This is a genomic window from Candidatus Enterococcus murrayae, assembly GCF_017315985.1.
Classification (GTDB): Bacteria; Bacillota; Bacilli; order Lactobacillales; family Enterococcaceae; genus Enterococcus_A; species Enterococcus_A murrayae.
This window is the reverse complement of the sequence record NZ_JAFLVR010000032.1, coordinates 23,793-49,386: the sequence shown is the minus strand read 5'-3', so window position 1 is coordinate 49,386 and position 25,594 is coordinate 23,793. Positions and strand designations below refer to the sequence as shown.

Sequence of the window (25,594 nt, the reverse complement as noted above, 5' to 3'; positions counted from 1 at the left end):
CGCTTGTTGCCGAAAAAGCTAGTTCGTGAAGCCGGACATCAAAACACTCATAATAATAATTATTTAACTTGTAAAGAATGTAGTTTTTCTATAGGCACTCAACGTTTTTCAGCGTCAGTGCCTATTCATTTTTTTCTTATTTGGTTTAGCAAAATTTTTGCTTAATTTTCAAAGCTGATATCGATATCGTCTAATTCGATCTCTTCTGCTTTTTCTTCCTGTTTGTTGAAATTAACGAATAGTGGCGCAACAAATCCAATAAAGGCAGCCCCAATGAATAGCCCTAGCAAGTAAGCCCAGCCGTTCCCGACTGTAAAGAAGCCGTAGATTCCACCAACCGGCGGCATTTTTGCGTACATGCCAAATGCGATCCCTAGTCCAGAAGCAATCGCGCCTCCTAACATATTGATAGGAACTAATTTTAATGGATTAACAAGTGTGAAGGGAATGGCCCCTTCTGTAATTCCAATGAATCCCATGACAAAGTTGTTACGTCCTGCGTCTAATAATTCCTTGTTGAAGCGTTTTTTATGGAAAACCGTCGCTAAGGCATAACCAAATGGAACTGCACAAATCGCTACGTTTACAATAATTGCTGGTAAATAGACGCCTTCTGCCAACAGCACATTTCCAGCCATCCATGCAGCTTTATTGACTGGTCCGCCTAAGTCAGAACCGATCATTGCCCCCATGATCATCGCAAGCAAGATCTTATTCACATCATTTTCGATCATGTTGCGGATCCAATCGACAAGACTAGTATTGATCCATGCCAGCGGTTCGGATAATAGTGCGCCCATTACGATCGCCACTGATAATGTGGCAATCAACGGCAGGATCACTAGCGGCATAACACCTGAGAAGGATTCCGGTAATTTGATCTTTTCTTTCGACCATTTTACTAAGTAGCCGGCTAAAAATCCGGCAATTACAGCACCTAAGAAGCCGGCGTTTGTGCTCGTCGCAACCGCACCGCCGATAAACCCAGCGCCTAGCGCGGCTTTGTCTCCAATAGAATACGCAATAAATCCAGCTAATACAGTATTGATCAAGCCGATCCCGGTCCAACCAACCTGTTCGATCAGATAAAGTGCATGCTTGAAGCCCTCAGCTTCTGCATAGGGATCTAAACTCGTTATCCCCATGCCCAACGCGATCATTTTCGGGATCGCAACGACTAGAGACGCTCCAATAATCAACGGCAGTACAAAACTGATTCCACTCATCAGGTGGCCTTTTAAATCTGCTAGAACTTTCTTCATTATCCTTGCCCCTTTTCTTTAATTTGCCTGTCTTTGTTGAACAGCAGCGATACATTTTTTCAAAACAGCTTCTGGTGCTTTGATGCAGGTATTGATATTCACTCGAAGCTGCGGTTTCCCTTCAAAACGTTCCAAACCGACGACCTTTTGATCTGTTGCCAACAGTAAAAAATCTGCCTCTTTTGCTTCTGCTGCGGTGATCTCATTGACTTGTCCCAATGACCCCTGCTGCTCGATTTTGACATCATAGCCCAATTTGGCCCCTGCTTTTTCTAAAGCTTTTGCTGCCATCGGTGTGTGTGCCAAGCCTGCCGGACATGCGGAAATTCCTACGATTTTCATATGATCCTCTCTCCAATCATTTCTTTTTTGATCAATTCGACTAATTTTGTTTTATCTTCTGATTGCTGAATCTGCTGTATGAACGTTGTTTCTAGCAAAGCCGTTGCTAAACGACTCAGCATTTCCAGATGGACTGTTCCTTCATCTTCTTTCGGAACCATCAAGGCAAAAACATTTTTTACCGCGGAATCGTCGAAGGTCTCCCATTCGACTTCATGCTGTAAACGGATGAACAATACTGCCGGTTCTAATACAGCCGTGGATTTTGCATGCGGGATTGCGAAGCCGTCTTGCAGTCCGGTAGAATATTCTGCTTCCCGTTCATTGAACGCTGCACAGGTTTCAGCCGCGTTCGCGACATACCCCGATTCATAAGCATACTTCGCAATGACTTCAAATAATTCTTCTTTCGAGGCGACCGCCACATCTAAAAGGATATTGTTTTCTTTAAAGTCCATATCGGAAGCTCCTTTCTTGTCATTTGAGTACCCATTCAGGATGACGAATGGGTTGTGTTTCTCTTTACACGTTTACTTTACGATCCTCTGCCCTTCATGTAAACACTTCCAATTTCCAACTAATTTGGCAATCATTAGTAAAGCGTTTTCCAAAAGGATTGCCAACTATTTTGGAAAATTGCAGTACGGCAGAACAATTTCAATCTTTTCTTCTATATTGTATGATTGGGTTAAGTACCGGAGGTGAACCAAGGTGTCGAAGCTTGCTTATCAACGATTAGATGACCTATTAGAATTATTAGCCAAACAAACTGCACCGCTGCCGATGAAGGAGTTAGCCAAGAGCTTTTCGATTTCCGAGCGAACCGTGCGGACAGATATTGCCAATCTCAATGATCTATTAAGCAATGTTGGTGCCGCGATCACTCTTGTTCGAGGACAAGGATATTTGCTGACGGTTCATTCTAAGGAACAGTTCAACGATTGGTGGACAGAAAGTATGTCTTCCGCAGATTCCTTTTTGACCACCAGTGAAGAACGACAGGCCTATTTGCTCTTTCTTCTATTTAAAAATGAAAGCCCTTTATCCTTGGATGACTTTTTGGATCGGCTGTTCATTAGTAAGAATACCTTTTATTCCTACTTGAAAACTGCCCGCGACAACCTGTTGAGCTATCAATTAAAAATCGTCAATCGTCCGAACATTGGTTTTGAGATTTTAGGAAATGAATTTGCGAAACGGCAGGCAATCAGTGATTTGCTGATCGAAAAAGATTTGCAGGAGTACCTCATCGGCTTCACAGAGATGGAATTGGCTCTCTTTGATAATATCGACCTGGAGCTCTTACAAAAGTTGGAGCTGGATTACCTCGCACCTTTAGAGTTATTGGATTCTGATTATTACCATAAAAATATCCTTTCTCACTTTGCGTTGGCGCTCAGCCGCTTTTTAGCGGGCCATGAAATGTCTGAGTTTCCTCTACGTGTGCCAAGCCTAAAGCAGCACGCTCAAAAGGCACTGCGTCATTTTCTAGCTGAGCTTGACCAAGCGTTTGATGTCCAGTTAACAAATGAAGAAAAGGAATACTTTACCTATTATTTAGCTCTGAATGCGCCGCGGTTAGTTGAGACCGAAGCGACCAGTCATTCTTCCACCGAGACAGCCCAATCGATCGTCGCTGAGCTGCTTCAGGCCATCAAGGGGACATCGAATTTTGACTGGATCGAAGATAAGATGCTGGTGGAGGACCTGACTTCTCATATCGAAGGCTTTATCAATATGAATTTAATGGAAGCACGACGCAGCAATCCTTTGCTGGCTACCATCAAAAAATCCTTTCCGCAGGCTTATGACTTATGCCTGACTCATTTGGAAATATTGGGCAAAAAACACGGATTGTATTTCTCACAGGATGAAGTCGGCTATATCGCCCTGCATATCGCAGGTGCAATGGAAAGGAACTCCAGCAGCAATCATCGAAAATATCGAGTGATTCTTGTCTGCGGAACTGGTCGTGCTATGAGCCGCATCATCGAGGCCAAGATTAATAAGTACTATCAAGAAACCATCGAGGTAGTGGATCGTCTTTCCTATGTAGAGCTGCAGCAGTGTGATCTAGCAGCTGTTGATTTTGTCATTACGACAGTGCCGCTGGAGCAATTGAGTATTCCCCACATTTACATTAATATGGCAAAATTAGATAAAGAAATCGTTAAAATCGAACCCTTTATAGAAAATTTTAAAGGAGCGAAAAGCGAGATCTATTCTTTATTTCATAAAGAGTTTTATCTTCATGAGGACAGTGAAAGCAAAGAGCAGCTGCTCAAAAAAATGACTCAGCAATTGGTTCAAAAAAATTTCGTTCCAGAGGATTTTCATGACAGCATTATGAAACGAGAAGCGATCAATCAAACGAATATCAATGAATGGCTGGCGATCCCTCACCCTATGTCCTTATCAGCTAAACGTTCCGCTGTATCTGTAGCCGTCATTCCTAATGGCGTGGATTGGGGCAGCGGTGATCTGGTAAAATTCGTCTTCCTATTTGCCATCAGTAAAGAGGATTACGAAGACACTGAAGAAATTTACAGCCTGCTCTTGGAATTAATGGAACGAGAAGATATTCAACAGGCGATCCTGCAGCAAAGCGACTATCAAAGCTTTTTAACCCATATCAAGCAATTATAAAAGGAGCTGGGAAAATTCCCAACTCCTCGATTTTAAAAGGATAAAGCAGCTTTTGATATTTGAAATAGCCGGACCTGCTGGTTAGAATAAGGCTAAGTATAAAATCCCTGTTTTCCCAGCTTTTCTAAAGGAGGAACTTCTTATGAAGAAAGCATTGCTGATTGTCCACCACTATAAACCGGAAAAGGATAAGCTTTGGGGCTCTCTTGCAACGGATTACGCCACTTCCGATATGATCAAAAATATCGCGGACTTATTTCCGGATCATGACTGGCGCCCTGCTACGATAGCCGAAGCTAGGCAGATACTGCGAAAGTTTGATATTGATAGGCTGCTTTTAGTTCCAATGCTGAAGGAGTATGCTGAAGAGCTGGATGCCTACCCAGATGTCCATGTTGACTGCCTGACTCCTGACATCTACGGCAAAATAAGCAAGCCGCCTTTTGCCTTTCTTAGAAAAGAGTATTTGAAATGATACGTCTTATTATGATTCTAAAAACGCTCAATAAAGCAATCAGTCTTTTCAGATTGATTGCTTTATTTGTTATACTAGCCGATCAACATCATACTCAAAGCCGTTCTGGTCGCTGAGCTGTTTATAGAACTCTCCGCTTTTCTTGATTGTCCGCTTTTGTGTCGGCAGGTCAAGTGAAACTAGGCCGTAGCGATTCTTATACGCGTTGATCCATGACCAACAATCAATGAAGGTCCACAGATGATAGCCCTTGATATTACAGCCGTCATTGATTGCTTTCCAAAGATACGCTAAATGATCTTGAATATACTCGATGCGGTAATCATCGATCACCTGCCCCGTCTCATCCATGAAGCGCTCTTCACTTGCCACACCCATTCCATTCTCTGAGATGAAGGATTCGATATTTCCATAATTTTCTTTAATATCCATACATAGATCATGAATGCCCTTTTCATAGATTTCCCAGCCGCGGTATTCATTCATCCGACGACCCGGCATCACATGATTTTCGAAGAACCAGTCAGGTAAAAATGGCCCTTCTGGATTAATAGCTGTTAAGCGGGCTTTTACACGGCGCGGTTCATAATAGTTCAACCCCAAAATTTGAGCGGTATTCTCTTTGATACAAGCCAAGTCTTCTTCTGTATAATCCGCTGGCAGCTGGTCATGATCCCGTAAAAGTGCCACCAGCTTTTCTGGATACTCCCCTTTAACCATCGGATCGAGAAAGCTCCGCACATAAAATAGATCCGCAATCGCTGCCGCCTTCACATCGGCAGGATTCTGGCTTCGCGGGAATGTTGGACTCAAATTTAAAATGACCCCGATTTTACTGTCTAACTGATGCTTTTTGTGTGCCGCGATCGCCTTGGCGTGAGCCAAGATAGTAAAATGAGCAGCCTGTGCTCCGCGTTTAAAATCAATGATATTAGGATAATGGAAGTCTTCTAAATAGGAACCCAAGATCGGCCCTAACGGTTCATTAAAGGTGAACCAATGATACACCAGATCACCAAACGCTTTAAAACAAGTATCGGCAAAGTGCACATACGCCTCCACGACTTCTCTTGATTCCCAGCCGCCCTTATCCTGTAAGACTGCAGGCATATCAAAATGATACAGGTTTGCGAATACCTTAATACCGTTTTCGTTCATCTCGGTAAATAGCTCACGATAAAACGCGATCGCCTTTGGATTGACTTCACCTGTACCATCTGCTGGAAACATCCGTGCCCAAGAAATCGAGACCCGAAATGAATTATGCCCTGTTTGTTTCATCAGTTGTACATCCTCTTTGTACCGATGGATATGATCGGTCGTCGTCTCTGAACTGATGCCTTGATAAAAACGATAGGGCTGCTCTTTATACCAACGCTCCCACACAGTCTCTGCTTTTCCTGTTTCACCCCGACCTTCTGCTTGTTCCGCTGACCAAGCAGAGCCCCACCAAAAATCCTTTGGAAATGTTAATTGCTGTTTATTCATTGTATCCTCCTTTATCTTGAGTGGATTCATTTTTCTAAAAAGTTGACGCTTTCTTGAATGCCATTTCATCATACCATCGCTCTTTAAAAAATGGAATAGTTTTTATTTTAAAAATATATATCTTTAAAACTTATTTATTCTTTTAACGGGAAAAGCATTGCTAAAACATGGGAAAAGTATATAATTATTTATATCTTTAATTGCTTGTTCAAGGAGGTAGCGATGAGAAAGAATGCTAAATATATGGAAGTCTATTTAGACGTAAAAAGAAAAGTAGAGGATGGTACTTATGCCATCGGAGAAAAGTTGCCGACCGGTCCTGAACTGGCGAAACAGTATAACACTAGTAAGCTAACTGTTAAAAAAGGGTTGGATATGCTCGTTTCTGAAGGGGTTCTTCATAGTCGGAGCGGCTTTGGTACAGAAGTTTTACGAAAGCCAATCGATAATTCAAAAGTATTCGGTCCTAGCGAAGGCTTAATGAGTGTAGTTGGTGAGGACCACGTTGATTCTGAGATCCATACATTTTCGATTGAACTGCCTTCAAAAAAAGTGGCTGAGAAATTGCAGCTGGATGAGAAGGAATACGTCTACAATATCGTCCGCAGCCGTTTTGTTGATCAGCAGCCGTACTCATTGGAACAGACCTTTATGCCCCTATCCATTATCCCTGGATTGGAGCCGAAGCATCTAAAAAAATCCGTTTATTCCTATATTCGCGAGGAGCTGCACTTAGAGATCAACGCCTCTCATGTTTGGATGAAAGGAGTGCTGGCAACGGAGTTTGATGCCAAAATCCTAGGAATAGATATCGGAGATTTTATGATCGAGATTGAAAAGAGTGTCTCACTTGCAAACGGCACACCTTTTGAATACTCCATCACACGACATCTGTATCAAGACTTTATTTTTGAAGCTGTGTTTGTTGAGAATTAAGCGCTAGAGCTGAAAAATTCAGCTCTTTTTTCATTGCCTCTTGAACAAAGATATATATTTTTATAAAAAGGTATTTACTTTTTCTGAAATCCGTTTTATTATGTAACCAAGGAAAGTGCTTACAAGCAATAAATTATTTAGGAGACCATTCCAGCTTTTCACAGAATACGGAAAGAACACCCAACAAGTATTTAATACAAGAAAAGGAGAAGATGCTTTAGTTTGAATGGCAGCTAATTGGAAAATGAGCACATTAAATGGAAAAAGGAGAATCTAACCGTGGAGAAAACAAATAAAAAGGAACAGCTCTTTGAACGTTTTGGTATTATCGCGATGAAGCTAGGCAATCAAATCCATATGCGGACACTGCGTGATGCATTTGCTACTTTCATGCCCTTTATGATGCTGGCCGGATTCGTTACTCTGATTAACTACGTTATCCTCGAACCGACTGGGTTCATGGGAAAAATCATTGATCCTGCTACTTTGATGAAGGTCCAAGAAATCGGGATGTCGATCGCCAACGGCACGTTGAGTATCACCACACTGCTAGTCGTTGCTGCAGTTTCTTATCATATGTGTGTCAGCAGAAATTATACAAATCATATCGCAGCAGTTTTAGTGTCGATCTCAACATTCATCGTTTTGACACCGATGAAAACAATGTTCACACCAGAAAATGCAAAGAAAGCCATCGAGGTTACAGGCGTTATACCTGGCTCACATACTGGTGCTTCTGGCATGTTCGTCGGCATTTTTGTTGGTCTCTTAGCAACTGAACTATTTATCAAATTATCTACCAATGAAAAATTACAGATCAAGTTATCGGGAAATATCCCGCCAGCTGTGTTGAAATCATTCAACGTATTGATCCCAATCATGATCACTGTCACAGTATTTGCGATTCTTTCATTTGGTGTAAACCAGCTCTTCAACATGGATGTGAATGGTCTGATCACTAAAGCGATCACAGGTCCATTGAGCCACATCACTACTGGCTTGCCTGGCTTCGTCTTGATCACTTCGATCGCGAACCTGTTCTTTGGCTTCGGTATCCACCAAGCGGTTATCTCTGGTTCACTGCTTGACCCATTCCTGTTGCAAAATATGCAGGAAAATATGGCGGCGTATGCCAATCATGAACAAATTCCTCACATTATCAATATGGCCTTTAAGGATACATTCGCTGTAATGGGCGGCTCGGGAAATACGATCGCTTTATTAATTGCAATCTTCATTTTTAGCCGTCGAAAAGATTACAAGGATTTCGCTAAATTGTCCGTCACTCCAGCCCTATTTAATATCAGTGAACCGATCATCTTTGGCCTGCCGATCGTGTTCAATCTAAGCTTGATCATTCCCTTTGTCCTAGCTCCGATCTTCTCATTGGTTACGGCTTATTTTGCAACAGCCGCAGGATTGATCAATCATGTCGTTGTTCAAATACCTTGGACCACGCCACCGGTCATCTCAGGATTCTTAGCAACCGGAGGCGATTGGCGCGCAGCAGTACTGCAAATTATTATCATCGCAGTAAGTGTGTTTATCTATCTGCCTTTCCTACGCATTGATGAACACGTAACAGCTAAAATGGCTCAAACCGAAACGGACGCTAAAACGATCAGTTAATAAACAAAAGGCAGGCAAAACTGATGAATAATCAGTTTTGCCTGCCTTTTGTTTTATTCTTTTAGTATTTCAGTTTTAATACGCACCAGAAACAGAGCCGCTTGAATGATCATAGTTAGTATTCGCAAATGATGGTCTGCCGCTCTTCGTCACATCTTTGCCGTCTCTCAAGACCTTTAAATTACGAATTTTGACTGGTGTGTTGGTCGTATCATGTAAGATATAAGCCCCGCCGCCTGCTGTCAAGCTCGTTTTGTACTGACCGACTAGCGTATTGTTAACGAATGTTTGCATATAACCTGAAGCGAAATACTTCACTCGCAGGTGAACTGTTTGACCGTTAGCGATTCGTGGCGCATTGGTGTTGACTGAATAGTATTGCTGGCCATACACACCCGCGTTAGCCGGGAAGTTGATATTGGTCGTGTTGATTCTTCCTTGGGCAAAATTAGCATCCGAGCCTGCTTGATAGTGCAGCCCTACCCCAACTTGACCGCAGGCTTTGCCATTTCCCGCCACAACAAACTGCATTTCATAGTCGCTCTTATTTCCAGTCATTGTAACATTTGCTGAAAAATCGATTGTTGCATTCCCACTTAAATTGGCTTGATCAAAAGGTTTATTTGAATACAATAAACGATATGAACCAGAAACACCCTGCTCAACACCGCCAAGTCCAGTGATATTTACATCCACTTTTCTTGGAGCGACTCCGGAGCCGGAGTTATTATTTCCTGCCTGACTTGAGGTAGAATAGAAGCCCACTCCTTCATAACGCCAGCCGACTTTTACTAAATGATTTTTTTCACTAGCATGCAATGTGTAATGATGGGTTCCGGTCTTTGCATTAGGATTGTATAAGCGATAAACCGGAACGGAGCCTCCAGACTGCCATGCGACACCTTCATAACGCCAACCAACTTTTACTAAGTGGTTCTTCTCATTTGCATTAACAGTATAATGGTGATCACCGCCATTATTTGGATTATACAAACGATAAACAGCCGCTCCTTTCGCAGGTGTTTCCCAGGCGGTTCCTTCATTTCGCCAGCCAACCTTTACCAAATGATTACGTTCATTTGTATTTGCTGTGTAATGATGCTCACCTGAGTTGGGATTATAAACTCTTAACAAAGTCGCAGCTGCAACATCCTCAGCATGGACAAATAGCGCGCAGCCCAGCAGTAAAGCGACTGCGACAAAAACACTTGATAAATACTTTTTCATTCTCATTTCCTCCTAAATCCTTATTCGATCAGCCCAGTATACCTTTTTTGATTTCCGACAATCCGCATGTTCCTTGTTCGTCTCAACTTAACAACCCGTTCATTTTAATTAAATATATTTATAATAGTTTGGCGTTCCAACTATTTGTTAAATCCTTAATATTAAGATTAGCGCTTTCATTAATAATGATTATACACATTTTTCAAGACCTATTCTAGCTATAGACGTTACCGACGAAAAAGGCAGACGCAGTCAAAAATGAGTCGTAAGTCTGATATCGGGGAAAAATAAAGACTGTTATACTTTAGAAAAGAGCACGAGGAGGAAAACAAATGACGAGGTTGGATAAAACGATGACTATTGGCAGAAAATTCTTTTGGATTTTATTCTTTTTAGCATTTGCGATAACAGCGGTTACAAATTTGGCTATTGATCAGCAATTTACTTGGTTTCGAATTGTCGGGAGCAGTTTGATTTTTGGAGGTACCTTACTAGATGCACTGCTTTTTAGTAAGAATGCCCGCGTGATCCATTCTGTTTCGGTCTTTACATTTTTGATTGTCCCTTACTTTATGGTTCTTGAACGAACGATCAATGATTACTTTGTAGATGCACCTGTTTACTGGTTACTGCCGATTGGTCTGCCAATCGCGCTGACGTGGATCGCCTACTTTTGGATCAATATCGGGATTCGAAAACTTTTACATTGGAACATGGGCTCATGCTTAGGTGTCGCTTCACTAACAGCAATTCCAGCAGTCCTTATAACCAACATTGTCGCTAATCAAACAGGTGTATTCGATGTGCTTGAGATGAGCTTTATTACAATCGTCACTCTCTTGGCTTGTGGAGGATTGGGACTGATCACCGGACTCTTTATGCGTAAACGAAATCACTAAAAATAGGGCGGCCAGCTGTTGATTAAGCTGGCCGCCTTTTTAGTCCTTATTTAGCTTTTATCGGAAAATAAATATCCACTTCATTTTCAGCTGCGGGGACTTCACTTGGATTCGTCAAATAGATTTCAAAAACAGCATCGGTGATTACATACTCGTTGTCATCGATCCATTTCGCGGCTTCCGCATAAGCAGCAGGCAGCCCTTGATAGTTTCCGTGAAAATGGTATTTCACACAGCGCTCCGCATGCAGCTGGCGTGTTCGTAACTCTTCCTCCAAAATCGGGATCGCAATCTCAACATCATAATTTTCAGGCGTATATTCAGGACTGTGATACAAAGTCAATGGTGCATAGACAGGTGTGGCCTTTTCTTCGTTTACTTTTTGATAGACGGCTGCCATTAATTGATCAAAGTCTTTGATATTCATCGTTTTTCTGACTGAGATGATATTCCATACAACATTTTCAACGATTTCGATTGGCGGCTCTTGATTAAACATAAAACTTCCTCCTTCAGCTAAAGCTGCGATGTCTGTTTCAATAGCTGTCTGAATGGAGTGATAAGTCGTCATTTTTTGCTGGATTTCTTGACGCTTATCAGTCATTCGTTCAAGCAGATACAAGTCGTCCTCTAAGGCCAAACGAATCTCAGCTAAACGAAACTCGTATTGCTTCAGCTTTTGAATTTTAAAAGCGGTCAATAACTGAGTGCTCGTGTAATAACGATACCCATTATTGGGATCCACGGCTTCTGGTTTCAGCAAATCAATCTCATCATAATAACGCAATGTTTTTGGCGTAATATGACTCGCTCGAGAAAACTGGCTGATACTTAGCATTTCATTCCCCCCATTCCTCTATTGAACAGCTTTAGTTTAAGGGTTCCAGTAACTGGAAAGTCAAGCGGTCTACTAAAGGTAATCGTGTTTGATTTCTTCTGCAGCCCTCTTTGCCCCATTTACCGCCTTCATCAGCACTTTCATTTCTTGTGCTTTTTCTCTGAATTTTGGGGAACGAACTTTTCTAATGCTTTCCTCCAGTTGAGGAGCAATCTTCTTTGGGCTCAAAGCAACAGCATTGCCGAAGGTTTCACAGTAAGCAACATTGACTTCCTGTTCATATTGCAGCCCGATCCCAATAAATGGTCTGCCTGAGGAACAGGCGGTTTGGACGGTTCCCTCGCCGCCGTGAATCACAGAAAAATCCACCAGCTCAGAAACCTCTAAAGCCGGCAGCCAATCAAATACATGAATGTTACTTGCCACGGCAGTATCTTGTACATAATTTTTGATGGGGGCGATCACTTCGATATCCGTCTGCTCAAAGTACTTCAGCACCGTTTCAATCAATGAACGATTGCCAGAGCTTCCCATAGCAAAATAAACGACTGCTTTTTTTCTTTCACGCGCACGTTTGATCACTTGAAGAACTTCAGCCGGAATTTCATACGGCAAACGAGCAAAAATCGGACCAACCGATCGGTAATTACTTGGAAACTCCAGCTCCTCAGTAAAGGCCGGATGAGTGGTTATCAAATTCAAGTCACCGTCCAGCAGATCTAATGTGTATTTAGGTAATGCCAGTTGGTAGCTGCGAGCCGCCTTCTTGAAGGCTCCTGGTTTCCACGTTAGATGTTTCGATACCTTGATGAACGCCTTCCAAAGTGCAGCTGCCGGCAGATAGCTTTTATCCAGCTGACTTGGACGCACACATACCGCTTCATTATTGAAATACGGCCGTGACAGCGCGATTGGTTTGACATAAACCAAAGGAATCTCAGCAATGCGGGCAGATAAAAAAATTGTCACATTACTGCCAGTCACGATCGCACTGGGTGACAGCTCCTCGATCACTGTCAATTCACTCGCGATGCGTTCAGCCACTAGCTCAGAGGTAAAGGGATTTTTCAAGCTCTTCCCTTGATCAAATTTCATGATTGCTGCTTCTTGCTGCACGGTTAGCTTAGGACTCAGTAAAGAAACTGCGAAGCGCTCTTCTTTGATTAATTCAAGATACGTTTCGGAAAATCCGCAGAAAACACAATGGTAGTCCTGCCGTAAAACCTTGGCGATTTCAATCATACGTGTCGTTTCCGCTAAATTAAAGGTTGCTGGCGCAAAAAGAATTGTCTTCATCAAAGCTCCTCGTTCAATCTGCCAAAGCTCGTTCGACTGCCTTCTGGGAATGAATTTCGGTCGTATCAAACACCGGAATAGTCACATCCGCTTGCTGGATCAACAGACCAATCTCTGTACAACCCAAAATGACTCCCTCTGCACCTGCTTCGATCGCTTGATTAATCACCGTAATAAATTGTTCCTTGGACTCAGCCAAAATTTTGCCATGACACAATTCGGCAAAAATAATCTGATTCACGCTTTCGATGTCTGCGTCCTTGGGAATCCATACATCGATCCCGCTATCTATGATTTTCTGTTTATAAAACTGTTGCGTCATGGTATATTTCGTCCCTAAAAGGGCGGCTTTTTTGATTTTTTTAGACCGCAGCTCCGCAATCGTCGCATCAGCGATATGCAGGATCGGGATTGATAAATAGTTCGCGATTTGCGGGACAACCTTGTGCATCGTATTCGTACAGATTAACAGAAAATCAGCCCCTGCTTGTTCCAAGCGCTGTGCCTCCTTGCCAAGGATCTCACCGCTCTTTTCCCATTCATTTTCCACCTGACATTTTTCAATCTCCTCAAAATCAACACTTGCCAATTTGATTTTTGCGGAGTGCAGTCCGCCTAATTGTTGATTGACCAGTTCATTGATCCGGGTATAATAAGTCACCGTACTTTCCCAGCTCATTCCTCCTAATAATCCAATCGTTTTCATCCTTCCACCTCTTCCTGCTTAATTATTTCTCCATTATAGCAAGAAACAGGTGTCCGCTCCTATTTTTCGACGACCAAACAAAGTGTTTCTGATTCAGCTGTATACAAAATCCCGTGAAGATCGCCAAAAACTTCACTGCCAGCAAAACCACACGCGCTCAATTCTGCTAAAAGCTCGTCAGCCGCAAAAACCGTTTCCCAGATAAAAAATTCCTTGACCGCTTCGGGATACAGTAAATAATGCTGGTCCAAGTAGGTGTTCGTTCCTGGATATCTTTTCTGTGCGGATAAATGCAGACAAGCTTCCTTCGTCCAAAAATTATTTTCTTCCAGCTGCCAAGTCTTTGCAGCCTCAAAGCTTTTATATTTCTCTAGAGTAAAGACATCAAAAATGAAGCGTCCACCCTTTTTCAATGCCCGATTTACCTTCTTAAACAGACGCTTTCGGTCCTCTGATGAAAAAACACCTAGATCACAATAAATCAGAACAATCACATCGTATTGTTCACTGCCTAAATCTTCTGCCAAATAATTTCCGCATTGATAATCGATATCGTATTTTTTCCCATCCGCTGATTCCTGCGCATAAGCGATACTCAATTCTGAAAAATCAATTCCTTTTACGTGATATCCCGCTTCAAAAAATTTCTCCGCGTAGATTCCAGGGCCGCACCCCAGATCCAATAACTGCGGAAAATCCTGTGCCGGGCATTTTTTTGTCAGCCACTCCATCGAGCGCTTGATATATTCAGCATTTCTAGTAGCGCCATCAAATTCGGTATCCAAGTGAGCGGCTAACATTTGTGGTGCTAAATGGTCATCCAGCCAAATCGAATCTTGGCCTTGGCTAAATATCGGTACATTTCTCTTAATTTTGTTGATCATTTTATATTCCTCTTTCCGACTGACGACAATCCAACAGGCAACAAAAAAACGTGAAAAATTTCTGCACAACAAATAAACTGGCTTTTCTCGCGAAAATTTTCAGTTTATTTGATGTCAGAATACTTTTCCACGTTTCACTAAATTACTTCAGTTGCGTAATGTGTAGTGCGCCGGACCAAAATCGCCTCTTGTCTTTTTTCATGTGATTGTCGTCAGTAATAGTTTAGCATAAATCCATAAACAGGATCAATCACCCGAAATGATTGATCCTGTTATTTATGCGGCCATCTGCCCCGCTTGTTCTAATGCTTCTTCAAGCTGTTTATATTGTTCCTCAGACAAATATGGTTTATAGGTACTCTTGAACTGCTCAACTTGCTGTTGTGATAACTGACTTCCATTGCGTCTAATCACTTCCAGCAGATCGTTGAAATCCTCTTCAGAGATCATCGTGCTGCTTTTTTGAGCATCTTCAATGATTTTTTGGAACTCCTCCATCGAGACCGTATCGGCTGCTTTTGGCAATTTGATCTTTCTATCTGATTTCTTCGCTTGATTATTCACTGTCATATCCAGTTTAACTGTCATGTCCTTATTTTTGACCGCAAGCTTCATAACGCTTTTTTGCGTGTGCTTTTTCGTGTTTAAAGTAATCGTCTGCTTATAGCCAGTTACATCCTTAAGCTTTTTCTCTAGCTTTTCAGCATCCTTCTTTTCCTCTTTGTCGCCATTTTCTTTTGCGTATTTGACAAAGTTCTGAATATCCTTCTTAGTGAAAGTCCGTTTGATCGTATCCTCCTGCTTCTCAAAGGAATCTGGGTCTAAGGTATTCAGGTAGTCACTGAACAGCTGTGAATTGAGGGTTCCGCTAAGGGTATCTGCATCTGTCTTAGCATCGCCTTTTTCTTTTGATTTTTTTTGATCATCAAACAGGTATTTTCCCTTTAAATCATCAAATTGCTTCGCTTCAACTGGAACATCTGGATTGAAGGCTTTGATTGTATTTACCAATTCCGGTATAAAATCAGTACTTATATAAAGAGATGGCCGTTTCCCATCTACGTACAGCTCAATAGGGAACTTCTCTCCCAGACCATCAATCGACAAATCCATCGCCAACAATTTTTTCTTGAAATCAATCTGATAATTTCCTGACATTTTCGTCCCGCTGATCATTTTTTCTATCTTATAAATCGACGTACGCGTTTGTTTATCCGCATCCTCGCCTTCAATTGCTACCCTATCGATCACAGCCGAATATTCCCCCGCATTCATATCCCCCTGCTTTGCTAACTCTTCAGAAAATTCCTTCTGTGTCTGCTTTTTACATCCAGTAAAAAAGACTAGAGCTACCGCCAAAACCATAATCACTCGAAACTTTTTCATCTTACCAATCTCCTTCTATAAAAAATGAAACCCTTTTTATGCATATTCTTAATCTCATCATATAGATAAGGATTCGTGAACACAAATTTTTTTGATTATAATAAATTTGAATGTGAAAATTATTCCTGCTTCCTTTAAATTGACCCAAGAAAAAAGGAATAATTTCATTATCTGACCGTTGCAAAAGTTCTCCTCAACTCAATAAAGTCACGACACAAAACCCGTTAAGACAATATCTTAACGGGTTTTGTGCTGAGTCAATAATTTATCCAAATCGCAAAGCATTGATCGTTTGTTCTGCATCACTCAAAATATCAGAAATAATTTGTTTAGCTGGTTTTATTTGATTGATCAAACCTGAGGCTTGGCCAGCCATAACCGATCCATTTTCAATATCTCCTGCGGCAGCTTTTCGTGCGGAGCCCATGGTCAATTCTTCTAGTTGTTCTCTAGGCATGTTTTCTTTCTCCCATTGAATATACTGATTGATCATTTTATTTTTCAAGCTGCGAACCGGTGCGCCGCCATTTCTGCCTGTCACAGCTGTATCCATTTCTTCGGCATTCGCTATAAATTCTTTGACGTTATGAGGAATTGGACACTCCTCCGCCAGCATAAAGGCCGTACCCATTTGAAGCCCTTGAGCGCCTAATGCATAGGCAGCAGCCATTCCTTTCCCGTTTGCAATTCCCCCAGCTGCTATGACTGGGATATTAACAGCTTCAACTACTTGAGGTAATAGAACCATCGTTGAAAGCTCTCCGATATGACCACCTGCTTCAGAACCTTCAGCGACTACCGCGTCAACCCCCAAGTCCTCCATTTTCTTGGCAAGCTTTGCACTTGGAATAACTGGAATCACCTTAATATTTGCTTCTTTAAAATCCTTCATATATTTCTTCGGCGTCCCAGCACCAGTTGTCACGATTTTTACACCTTGTTCAATCACGACCTTCACCATATCAGGAACATTCGGTGCCATCAACATAATATTTACAGCGAATGGTTTATCGGTCAATTTCTTACAATTGATTATTTCCTCACGTAACTGCTCTTCGCTCATTCCACCAGATGCGATGATTCCCAAGCCTCCTGCGTTTGAAACTGCTGCAGCTAATTGGTATTTTGAAACCTGTGCCATGGCACCTTGAAAAATTGGGTATTGGATTCCTAAAAGCTCTGTGATTTTCTTCATAAATTACTTTCCCTTCTTAATTTAAAATTTTCTCTTTCGTTTTGTTAGAGGTATAATTCTCTAAAAAGACTTTTGATGCTTCCATATCAATTGTAAAAATTCGATCTTGTTCAACAAATGACACATGCTCACGATACGCAGCGAAAAAAGATTTGGTCGCAATACCTAAAGTCAATGACTCTTCTTTTAGTCGCAAATCAACAGCCTGACTTGCATGCATCATTTCAACTCCATAGATGTAATTAAGGCTTTCGTTGATTTCTAATAAGCGTTGCGCGGCTTGCAAACAGTTCGTCCCAGTATCTTCAACACCTCCAGCAACAGGTTGGACATTCAAAGATATTGGATTCGCTAATGCGACGATCTCCCCATGCAAGGCAACGATCGGCACATGCAGAGAACCAAAACCATGCCCTTTATTTTCAGGAACGGTCAGAAAACGCGGCAATCCTGTAAATTCTGCCTCCTCTAAACGCAGACAACGTTGGATCACATTGTGAGAAACATGGCCTAGAGCTATACTTAAACGTTGCACCGCTAGAGAAATCGGCAACGATTCAAAGTTTGCTGACGGGAATATTCCTCCAAAAATATTTTCTGTTTCCACAAAATACTGTGCGATTTGATCGAATTCTCTATACTCTTCACTAGCCCCTTCGATCACACTTGGATTATCATCTGAACTGTTGATTTGAATAAACAATAGCTCCTCCAAATCACTTAATGCGCGCTCCGCTTCGGACAATGTATAGACCGTCGTTCGATACGAAAGCGGGTCCTGCAGCGGGCGACTTCTATTTCGCTGCCACAAATAAGAGCCGTTCAGAGCGTCACGCATTTTTTCCGCAGTCTCTGCCAGCATAGGGAACGGACGAACGCCTATCGGCTGTGGCAGGATTGGGGCGATGTTGCCATTCAAACCTTCTAAACTTAACCCAAAAACTAAAGGACTAACATCTAACGTTTGTCTAACGTTATGAGCACCTTCAAGAGCATAAGCTGTCGAAATACTATTATTAGATAAAATGGCTAGACCATCTTTACCAACAGGAACCAATGGTGCTAAACCATTCACGTCCAGCACCTTCGCTCCGTCAACAATCTCTCCTTGATAATCCGCTCGCCATTCCCCCATCATCACGAGTCCTACATGACAGGCCAGCATGATGTCGGCTTCTCCCATACTTCCACGATTTGGAATACAAGGTGTAATCCCGCGATTCAAGAATTCAATATACAGCTCAACCACTCTAAACTGAACTGCCGATTGTCCATTCAACATCGCATTTAAGCGTATAACCATGGATAAGCGAACCAAGTGATTCGGAATCCATTTCCCAATACCGGCTGAATGCGACCGCAGCATTGACCGATTAAATTCTTCTGATGCTGCTAAAACCTCTGGAGACAACTCGCCGTCCGCATCGAATAATTTTTGATCTTTATTTAATCCAACCCCAACAGTTAGTCCATAGACCGGCGTACCTGAAACTGCTCCTGCCATTAACAACTCGTAGGAATTTTTTACCCTTTGTGCTGCTTCATCAGTAATTTTGACTTCAGCATCTTCTTTTGCAACTAACCAAGCAGCTTCTAGTGTTAAATTTGACCCATCTAATACGATTGTTTCCATTTTTTCACTCCTATTCCTTTAAGGATATTCTTTAAAATTGCCTGCCATATTTTGCTGCAGCTAAAACCCAGTAAAGGATTTTCCTCACCCATTTCAGCAGCATTTACTTTTTATCGTCTTCAAGTTTTTTATTGATTTGTTTTAGAGAGAAGGCTAAGCCAAACCCGATTACTGCAACAACAATTCCTGCAATGAACGCTGACGTGAAATCTCCGCTGTTTGCTTGTCCGATAAAGGCTGTCAAACGAGGAGCTACGAAAGCAGCGATAGAGAAACCTAGAAAGACAAAGCCATAGTTCACTCCCTGATATTTCGAACCAAAATTTTCAATTGTCAATGGTGACATCAAAGCAGCGACACCGCCTTCACAAAGTCCTAAACCAATCAAACCAATCCCAAACCCAACAGTCGCCTTAATAAAGGCCAAACTCATCAAAGAAAGAGCAATAAAGAAAAAAACTAACATGAAGGTATTAATTCGCGTTAATTTATCTGAAAGTGCCCCCCAGATAACCCGCCCTATACAGTTAGACATAGCATACAAACTAACAAAGGTCGCTGCAACCATTGGTGTCAAATCAAACATATTTTGACCAATATCAGCTGCATTAGAAGAGATCACCAACCCTGAGAAGCAGCCAGTTGCATACAATAGCGCAACAATATAAAAACGCAGGGTCTTGATCATGCCTTTCCAATCATAATTCACTTCGACAGTCGCCGTTGCTTCATCCACAGAATCTGCTGTTGAATCCTCGATAGGAGCATTTTTAATCAATGCTGAACAAATCAATGAAAAAACTAAGAAAATAGCGCCTAACTGAATAAATGTATTCCGAACACCGCCTTGTTCAATCAACCAGCTGCCTAGTGGTGCAAAAATCATCGTCCCAGCACCAATCCCCGTGATTACAATCCCAGAACACAACCCTCTTTTATCTGGGAAAAAACGCTGTGAGTTGTTTACACAAGCAATATAACCGAGATTCAACCCGAATCCCCCCATTAATCCGTAGGTTATATATAGTTGCCACAGCTGAGTAGAAAGTCCTGCTAAGGCAAAAGATGCCGCTAATAACAATGAACTAAACAAGATCAACTCTCGGGACTTCCCGTTATCAGAAATCCTTCCGCCAATAATAATCGGCAAAGGAGATATACCAACAGCAATCGTAAAAGCAATCATCACATCGGGAACTGACCACCCATTTGCTGCTGCCAATGGTGTAGAGAAAACACTAAAAGCATAGATCCCACCTTGACAAATAATAATTCCGACTGAAGCAAATAAAACTACCCAACGATTTACTTTAACTTTTGCAATATCTTTAGTTTGTTCCATGATCTTCCTCCATTAATTTTGCTAACTGACCCCAATTTTCCATAAATAACTCCGCGGGCATTTCTTTCAATGCCCCTGATATTTGTACTTCAAAATCCATTTGATCCAATACATCCTTCTTCAAATCAACCCCAGGCGCTATTTCACTCAAGATGAGCTGGCCATCTTGTAAGACGAAAACAGCCCGCTCGGTGACAAATAATACCTCTTGCTTGGTTTTAGTTGCGTAATGTCCATTAAATGTAATTTGATTTACTGCCTTGACAAATTTTTTATGCTTCCCTTCCTGCAGTATGGTCAATCGACCATTTTCCACAACTGTTTTTAGCCCACCAGCAGTGAAAGTTCCGGCAAAAACCAATTTTTTAGCTGTCTGGGAAATATTGATAAACCCTCCGCAGCCAATGACTTGACTACCCAACTTGCTGACATTGACATTCCCCATTTGATCCACTTCCGCCAATCCTAAAACGGATAGGTCCAAGCCGCCGCCATCATAAAAATCAAACTGTTCATGATGATCAATAATCATTTCGCTATTGTATGCATGCCCGAAATCCTCCAGACCTGCAGGAATGCCGCCTATCGTTCCGGCTTCTGTTGTCAAAATAATTTGATCATCTATCGCTTCTTCTGCTGCAACAATCGAAACATTCACTGGAATTCCAACTCCTAGATTTAAAACGGTGCCCTTTTGTAATTCCATCGCTGCTCGACGCGCAATTACTTTGCGATTATCCAGAGGTAGTTTAGGAACACTTCCAAGCGGAATCTTTACTTCACCACTAAACGCCGGATTGTACGCTGTCGTTCCAGTTTGAAAATGATTTTCAGGTTCTGAAACTACCACGTAATCCACTAAAATACCCGGTACTTTTACGTCTTTCGGATGCAGCGTACCATTTTTCACTACACGTTCAACTTGAACGATTACTTTTCCGCCACTATTATGAACTGCTTGCGCAATCGGCAAAACCTCCATGTGTAGACCTTCTTTTTCCAAAGTCACATTGCCATTCTCATCTGCAAAGGTTCCCCGTATCAATCCGACTTGTAATGGAAAAGCCGGATAAAACATCCACTCCTCTCCCAATAATTGGATAATTTCAACTAAATCTTCCGTTGTGGCCTCATTCATTTTCCCACCTTCTTGCCGAGGATCAATGTACGTTTCTAAACCAATCTTGGTAATCAAGCCTGGTCTTTTCGCAGCAATTTCTCGATACAGCTGCGCTAAAACACCTTGGGGAAAATTATAGGCTTCGCAGTCATTTGCCTGAATCATCTCAGAAAGTTTGGGAGAAGAAGCTTTGACGATTCCTCCGATCCATCTTTTTAACAAGCCTTTGTGGGAAAGATGGGACATTCCTTTTTCTTTTCGATCCCCCCAACAGCTGGAATGAATGACCGTCAGTGCTTGAGGACTTCCGGTTTTAATAAATCGCTCCTCAAGCGCTAGCGCCACTTCTTCATTTGCACAAGCCAATTCGAAACCGCTAATTGCTATAGCATCATTGTCCTTAATTAACAAAGCAGCTTCTTCTTTGGTGATTATTTTCACTTTGACATTCTCCTTTCATATCCTGTATTAAAAACACTTATTTTCTTCTTTCAGCTAAAAAACTTATTTATAGTGAAATCAATCACATTAGCTTCTACTTTTACATTAGCAATTGCTGTGCCAAAAAATAAACCTTGTGTTTTAAACAAAAAAAAGAAAGAATAGTCGTCAAAGTGTAATGGAATATTACACTTTGACGACTATTCCTATCCTTCTGTATCTTTTCTTTCCAATTTTAGATCTCGTATTTTTTTATAGATTAAAGGACGACTTACCTGACTCTCTTCTGCCGTCTTGCTGATGTTGTATCGGTGTTTTTCTAACTGATAGCGAAAATAGATTGTTTCGACATAATCAACAAATTCTTGATAAGAATATACCTCCGCCAATGCCTCTAGCCGATCCTCTTCTACTTTTTTTTCATCAGTATTTTCTTGCAAAGCTAACGGTAATTCTGCTGTGACGACGAGATACTCAATATAATTTTTCAGTTCACGAGCATTCCCTAACCACTGAGAAGTCATCAGATGATGTAGATGAGACTTCGTTAGCTTTACATCTGCATCATATTTCTTATTGAAAGATGCTAAAAAATGATTAGCCAAAGCCAAGATATCTTTTTTTCGTTCTCTTAGAGGTGGTATCGTGACAGGAATCGCATTGATCCGATAATAGAGATCCCGGCGAAATTTCCCCTGTTCTACCAGTTCGAACATGTCTTGGTTTGAAGCAGAAATCAATCTGAAACTGACAGGAATTTCCTCCACACCGCCGACTCTGCGAAGACTCATCGTTTCCAAAACTCGCAAAAGCTTCGCCTGCAACTCTAGCGGCATCTCTGAAATCTCATCTAAAAATAGAGTCCCACCATCAGCTGCTTCAACCAATCCTTGCTTGCTTTTTTCTGCTCCAGTAAAGGTTCCTTTTTCATAACCGAAAAATTCAGATTCAAAAAGACTCTCAGGAATTGCCGCACAATTGACTGCAACAAACTTATTTGCTGCGACCGTACTATGCTGATGAATAAAATTGGCAACAACCTCTTTACCAACCCCTGATTCTCCCAATAACAGTATTCTGCTGTTATACACCGCCACTTGTTTGCACACCCTTATGATCCGTTTCATTTCATTGCTTTCAGCAATTATCGGTGTTACTAGTTCAACTGGTTCATCCTCGCTGGCTGATGCTTGAGAAGCGGCTCTACTGGAAAGCTCTTCAAACTCTTCTTGAGATAATGGTTCAGACTTAGTGACCACTAAATGTAGAGTACCGTCTGGATAAAAGATTGGTGTTGCTTTTGATAATATTCGATAGCCTGCTTGTGTCGTTAACATTACCTCAGAGTTTTCACCCGATTTCAATGTTTCAATCGTTGCGGAAGCGTTATAGACCTCACTGGCAACTAAGTCGTAAACGTTTGAGTTTAGCAGCTCTGACAAAGAAAGTCCCAGTGTCATCGCAGTAAAGTCATTTGCCAGCAGAATATTTCCTTCACCATCGGTAACAAACAACGTCGTTATATCATCCGACATCAGCTTCGTTAAAGTTTGGCTCATAGTTTCACTCCTTCCTTACCTTTTTTTGTTTGATTTCAATTTATCTATAATCATTGTGACAAAAATCACATATTCAAATTCAATACAAATGGTACTATATCATGGTTTCATTTCGGCGTCTATTTAACTTTTTATTTCTGCTGTAATCAATGTACTGTTTATTAAAAAAAAAGCATTTATTCCATAGATAAGCGCTCTTTTTACTCTCATCACAACCCGAAAACAATTGATAATAAAAACGAAGCTCTTCACTCAAGCAAATAATGCAGCAGTCGTTTCGGATCATCATAAAAGACCTTGCTTTCCTGAAAAGCGATCGTTTCCTCCAACGGCAGCTTTTCTAAGCCTGCTTCAGAAAATTGATAGATCGCAGCGTTCGGGTATGCCATTAGAATCGGCGAATGGGTGGCGATAATCAGCTGACTTCCAGCTTTAACCAACCGATGGATTTCCTGCAGCAGTGTGTACTGTCGGCTTGTAGCCAATCCTGCTTCCGGCTCGTCCAACAAATAAAAACCTTCTTTGCCAAAGCGATTTTCGATGATGGATAATAATCCCTCTCCATGCGAACGAGTATGCAGGGACTTTCCGCCATAAGAAGCAAAAGCTAGATCGCCTTCCATCGGATCGCGCGCCAGTTCCTCTAGTTCAGAGGCAACATTATAATACGTCTCTGAACGCAGAAAAAATTTTGTTTTAGGAAGATTTCCTTTTCTAACCAAGCGGATAGACTCGTGTAAATCAGAGTGGCTCTCCGTCGTATGGAAATGAAAATTTTGACTGCCGCCCTCTGGATTTATCCCATACGCGACCGCGATTGCTTCTAGGATCGTCGATTTGCCAGTGCCATTATCTCCAGATAAAAAAGTGACTGGCTGTTCAAATGACAGACCGCCTCTATTCAGAATTTCTTGAACAGCAAAAACGCCAAAGGGATAGGCTAATTGCTTTTTCTCTAGCGGCTCCATCAACTTTAGTTCATGAACAAACATCGCATCCTCCTTATTTTTGTCCTGATTACCTTCTATTTTACATGGTACAGCAAGTAAAAAATAGCTATGATTGTTGATATGGTATGATGTTTTTAGCAGAAGCATAAAAGGAGGAAGCATCTATGGGCAACCGCTGCTATTTGACAACTGAAACGACCCAGATTTTCGAATCAAATAATAGCCTGCCGACATTTTGGCTCATGGGCTTAGCGTCAGAGCACTTGGTTCTGCTTTCTCAACAGCTCGAAACCTTTGAACTAGCTGAAACGCTCTCACAGAAGGAATTCGAACGTCGTTTAGCGGAGAAACAATTCGGTGTGATTGACGTATCCTTCGAAGATTTCCTGCAAAATCTTGATTTTCACTCAGAATATCTTTCAGCCGTCTACCCAGACCTGCTTCCGCTCTATCACGATTTCCAAGAGCTGATTGCTGAAGAAAGCAGCTACTCTGATAATTTGGAGCTCATTTACCTAGACTATCTTCTCTTTTTGGAGGACACAGATGATTTACTCGCAGCATTTATAGAATTATTTGAGGCAATGAATTCTTTTGAAGAGACAAGCTGGATCAATGAGGAGGATATTTTAGGTTCGACGATTGGCTACGATGACTTTTCTAATCACCATGGCAACTATTTAAGTGTAAAATATCAACCCGACCATCGCAGCGCGGATGAAGAGCAGCCGCTCTCAACTAAGGCAAGCTTGTTTTATCAAATCATTAAGAGTGGTTTCTTTTTTACGCTTTCCTTCATTCTGGCTATAGGCAGCATTTGGATGATTATGGATTCAATGACACGCCTTGCTGGTGTTGCCGGCGGTCTGCTGTTTGGTATGGGAACTGTGATTTTTGGCGGAAATTTGAGACATGATTTGAAATCCTTACGAGAAAGAAAAGGAATAGAAAAAATCAACGATTAATTGATAAGCACCACAAAGAAGAGCTCCTCCATATCAATGGAAGAACTCTTCTTCGTTTATTCCGTAATCAGACAGTTCAATGATTTCCCATATTCTGTCACGACTGTTTCAGCAATTTCTTGATCGATCTTCCCTTCTTTTTCAAGTTGATGGATCAAGCGAATAATCTTATCATTCTCTTTGCGTTCGCCAACGCGAATTTTCTGAATAAGCTTATCCAACTGCTTGCGTATGGTTGGATAACTCGTTGAGTAAATGGATGCTAATTTTTTTATTGATCCAGATGAAAGGATAAAGCACTTTACAAACTCAAGTTCCTCATCATTCAAATCTGAAATCCAACTTGGCTCCTCATTCATTCTCATAACTCCCTTC

General features: G+C 41.6%; 23 protein-coding genes. 6 read left to right on the top strand and 17 right to left on the bottom strand.

What is annotated here, in order from left to right:
- Positions 1-161: 161 nt before the first annotated feature.
- From JZO85_RS14075 to JZO85_RS14065, 3 genes are read right to left on the bottom strand one after another with little or no spacing between them, the layout of a single operon-like run.
- Positions 162-1,262, bottom strand: coding sequence for a PTS fructose transporter subunit IIC (locus JZO85_RS14075; protein ID WP_207109165.1), 1,101 nt, complete (start codon positions 1,260-1,262; stop codon positions 162-164).
- An 18-nt stretch (positions 1,263-1,280) separates the two neighbouring features.
- Positions 1,281-1,604 carry a PTS fructose transporter subunit IIB gene (locus JZO85_RS14070; RefSeq protein WP_010746876.1) on the bottom strand — a complete coding sequence of 108 codons (324 nt, stop codon included), beginning with the start codon at positions 1,602-1,604 and terminating at the stop codon, positions 1,281-1,283.
- The gene (locus JZO85_RS14065; RefSeq protein WP_207109164.1) at positions 1,601-2,062 is read right to left on the bottom strand and encodes a PTS sugar transporter subunit IIA; all 462 of its coding nucleotides are present in this window, start codon (positions 2,060-2,062) and stop codon (positions 1,601-1,603) included. Before JZO85_RS14065 ends, JZO85_RS14070 begins: the two co-directional genes overlap by 4 nt.
- Positions 2,063-2,315: 253 nt before the next feature.
- On the opposite strand from JZO85_RS14065, the gene JZO85_RS14060 reads away from it, so the two are divergent.
- Both JZO85_RS14060 and JZO85_RS14055 read left to right on the top strand, forming a co-directional pair.
- Positions 2,316-4,250, top strand: coding sequence for a PTS sugar transporter subunit IIA (locus JZO85_RS14060; protein WP_207109163.1), 1,935 nt, complete (start codon positions 2,316-2,318; stop codon positions 4,248-4,250).
- Positions 4,251-4,392: 142 nt separating this feature from the next.
- Positions 4,393-4,725 carry a hypothetical protein gene (locus JZO85_RS14055; protein WP_207109162.1) on the top strand — a complete coding sequence of 111 codons (333 nt, stop codon included), beginning with the start codon at positions 4,393-4,395 and terminating at the stop codon, positions 4,723-4,725.
- Positions 4,726-4,794: 69 nt separating this feature from the next.
- Here the strand turns inward: JZO85_RS14055 and JZO85_RS14050 are convergent, their stop codons facing one another.
- Complete coding sequence (locus JZO85_RS14050) at positions 4,795-6,213, bottom strand: glycoside hydrolase family 1 protein (RefSeq protein WP_207109161.1); 1,419 nt, start codon at positions 6,211-6,213, stop codon at positions 4,795-4,797.
- 222 nt (positions 6,214-6,435) lie between these two features.
- Here JZO85_RS14050 and JZO85_RS14045 point away from each other — a divergent pair, with 222 nt between their 5' ends.
- Positions 6,436-7,149, top strand: coding sequence for a GntR family transcriptional regulator (locus JZO85_RS14045; protein WP_207109160.1), 714 nt, complete (start codon positions 6,436-6,438; stop codon positions 7,147-7,149).
- A 333-nt stretch (positions 7,150-7,482) separates the two neighbouring features.
- Positions 7,483-8,778 carry a PTS sugar transporter subunit IIC gene (locus JZO85_RS14040; RefSeq protein ID WP_242550370.1) on the top strand — a complete coding sequence of 432 codons (1,296 nt, stop codon included), beginning with the start codon at positions 7,483-7,485 and terminating at the stop codon, positions 8,776-8,778.
- Positions 8,779-8,853: 75 nt separating this feature from the next.
- On the opposite strand, the gene JZO85_RS14035 is transcribed toward JZO85_RS14040, so the two are convergent.
- Positions 8,854-10,005, bottom strand: coding sequence for a hypothetical protein (locus tag JZO85_RS14035; protein WP_207109158.1), 1,152 nt, complete (start codon positions 10,003-10,005; stop codon positions 8,854-8,856).
- Between the two features lie 332 nt (positions 10,006-10,337).
- Here JZO85_RS14035 and JZO85_RS14030 point away from each other — a divergent pair, with 332 nt between their 5' ends.
- On the top strand, positions 10,338-10,904 hold the full coding sequence (locus JZO85_RS14030) for a hypothetical protein (RefSeq protein ID WP_207109157.1): 567 nt from the start codon (positions 10,338-10,340) through the stop codon (positions 10,902-10,904).
- Positions 10,905-10,950: 46 nt separating this feature from the next.
- Here the strand turns inward: JZO85_RS14030 and JZO85_RS14025 are convergent, their stop codons facing one another.
- The 11 genes from JZO85_RS14025 to JZO85_RS13975 all read right to left on the bottom strand — a co-directional run bounded on the left by JZO85_RS14025 (position 10,951) and on the right by JZO85_RS13975 (position 24,296).
- Positions 10,951-11,742, bottom strand: coding sequence for a MerR family transcriptional regulator (locus JZO85_RS14025; RefSeq protein ID WP_207109156.1), 792 nt, complete (start codon positions 11,740-11,742; stop codon positions 10,951-10,953).
- A gap of 72 nt (positions 11,743-11,814) precedes the next feature.
- The gene (locus JZO85_RS14020) at positions 11,815-13,038 is read right to left on the bottom strand and encodes a glycosyltransferase (protein ID WP_207109155.1); all 1,224 of its coding nucleotides are present in this window, start codon (positions 13,036-13,038) and stop codon (positions 11,815-11,817) included.
- Between the two features lie 13 nt (positions 13,039-13,051).
- Positions 13,052-13,744 carry an aspartate/glutamate racemase family protein gene (locus JZO85_RS14015; protein ID WP_207109154.1) on the bottom strand — a complete coding sequence of 231 codons (693 nt, stop codon included), beginning with the start codon at positions 13,742-13,744 and terminating at the stop codon, positions 13,052-13,054.
- Positions 13,745-13,803: 59 nt separating this feature from the next.
- Positions 13,804-14,628, bottom strand: a complete 825-nt coding sequence (locus tag JZO85_RS14010; protein ID WP_207109153.1) for a class I SAM-dependent methyltransferase — start codon at positions 14,626-14,628, stop codon at positions 13,804-13,806.
- A gap of 276 nt (positions 14,629-14,904) precedes the next feature.
- Positions 14,905-16,014 carry a hypothetical protein gene (locus JZO85_RS14005; protein ID WP_207109152.1) on the bottom strand — a complete coding sequence of 370 codons (1,110 nt, stop codon included), beginning with the start codon at positions 16,012-16,014 and terminating at the stop codon, positions 14,905-14,907.
- 265 nt (positions 16,015-16,279) lie between these two features.
- The gene (locus tag JZO85_RS14000) at positions 16,280-17,209 is read right to left on the bottom strand and encodes a nitronate monooxygenase (protein ID WP_207109151.1); all 930 of its coding nucleotides are present in this window, start codon (positions 17,207-17,209) and stop codon (positions 16,280-16,282) included.
- A 16-nt stretch (positions 17,210-17,225) separates the two neighbouring features.
- Positions 17,226-18,842, bottom strand: a complete 1,617-nt coding sequence (locus JZO85_RS13995) for an HAL/PAL/TAL family ammonia-lyase (RefSeq protein ID WP_207109150.1) — start codon at positions 18,840-18,842, stop codon at positions 17,226-17,228.
- 103 nt (positions 18,843-18,945) lie between these two features.
- Complete coding sequence (locus JZO85_RS13990) at positions 18,946-20,184, bottom strand: L-lactate MFS transporter (protein WP_207109149.1); 1,239 nt, start codon at positions 20,182-20,184, stop codon at positions 18,946-18,948.
- Positions 20,171-21,745, bottom strand: a complete 1,575-nt coding sequence (locus JZO85_RS13985; RefSeq protein WP_207109148.1) for a CoA-transferase — start codon at positions 21,743-21,745, stop codon at positions 20,171-20,173. The genes JZO85_RS13990 and JZO85_RS13985 overlap by 14 nt, the downstream gene beginning before the upstream one ends.
- Before the next feature lie 206 nt (positions 21,746-21,951).
- Entirely contained in the window at positions 21,952-23,304 is a 1,353-nt protein-coding gene (locus JZO85_RS13980; RefSeq protein WP_207109147.1) for a sigma-54 interaction domain-containing protein, read from the bottom strand.
- A gap of 248 nt (positions 23,305-23,552) precedes the next feature.
- On the bottom strand, positions 23,553-24,296 hold the full coding sequence (locus JZO85_RS13975) for an AAA family ATPase (RefSeq protein WP_207109146.1): 744 nt from the start codon (positions 24,294-24,296) through the stop codon (positions 23,553-23,555).
- A 122-nt stretch (positions 24,297-24,418) separates the two neighbouring features.
- On the opposite strand from JZO85_RS13975, the gene JZO85_RS13970 reads away from it, so the two are divergent.
- Positions 24,419-25,219, top strand: a complete 801-nt coding sequence (locus JZO85_RS13970; RefSeq protein ID WP_207109145.1) for a hypothetical protein — start codon at positions 24,419-24,421, stop codon at positions 25,217-25,219.
- 56 nt (positions 25,220-25,275) lie between these two features.
- Here the strand turns inward: JZO85_RS13970 and JZO85_RS13965 are convergent, their stop codons facing one another.
- Positions 25,276-25,578 carry a DUF2089 family protein gene (locus JZO85_RS13965; protein ID WP_277988942.1) on the bottom strand — a complete coding sequence of 101 codons (303 nt, stop codon included), beginning with the start codon at positions 25,576-25,578 and terminating at the stop codon, positions 25,276-25,278.
- Between the last annotated feature and the right edge of the window lie 16 nt (positions 25,579-25,594).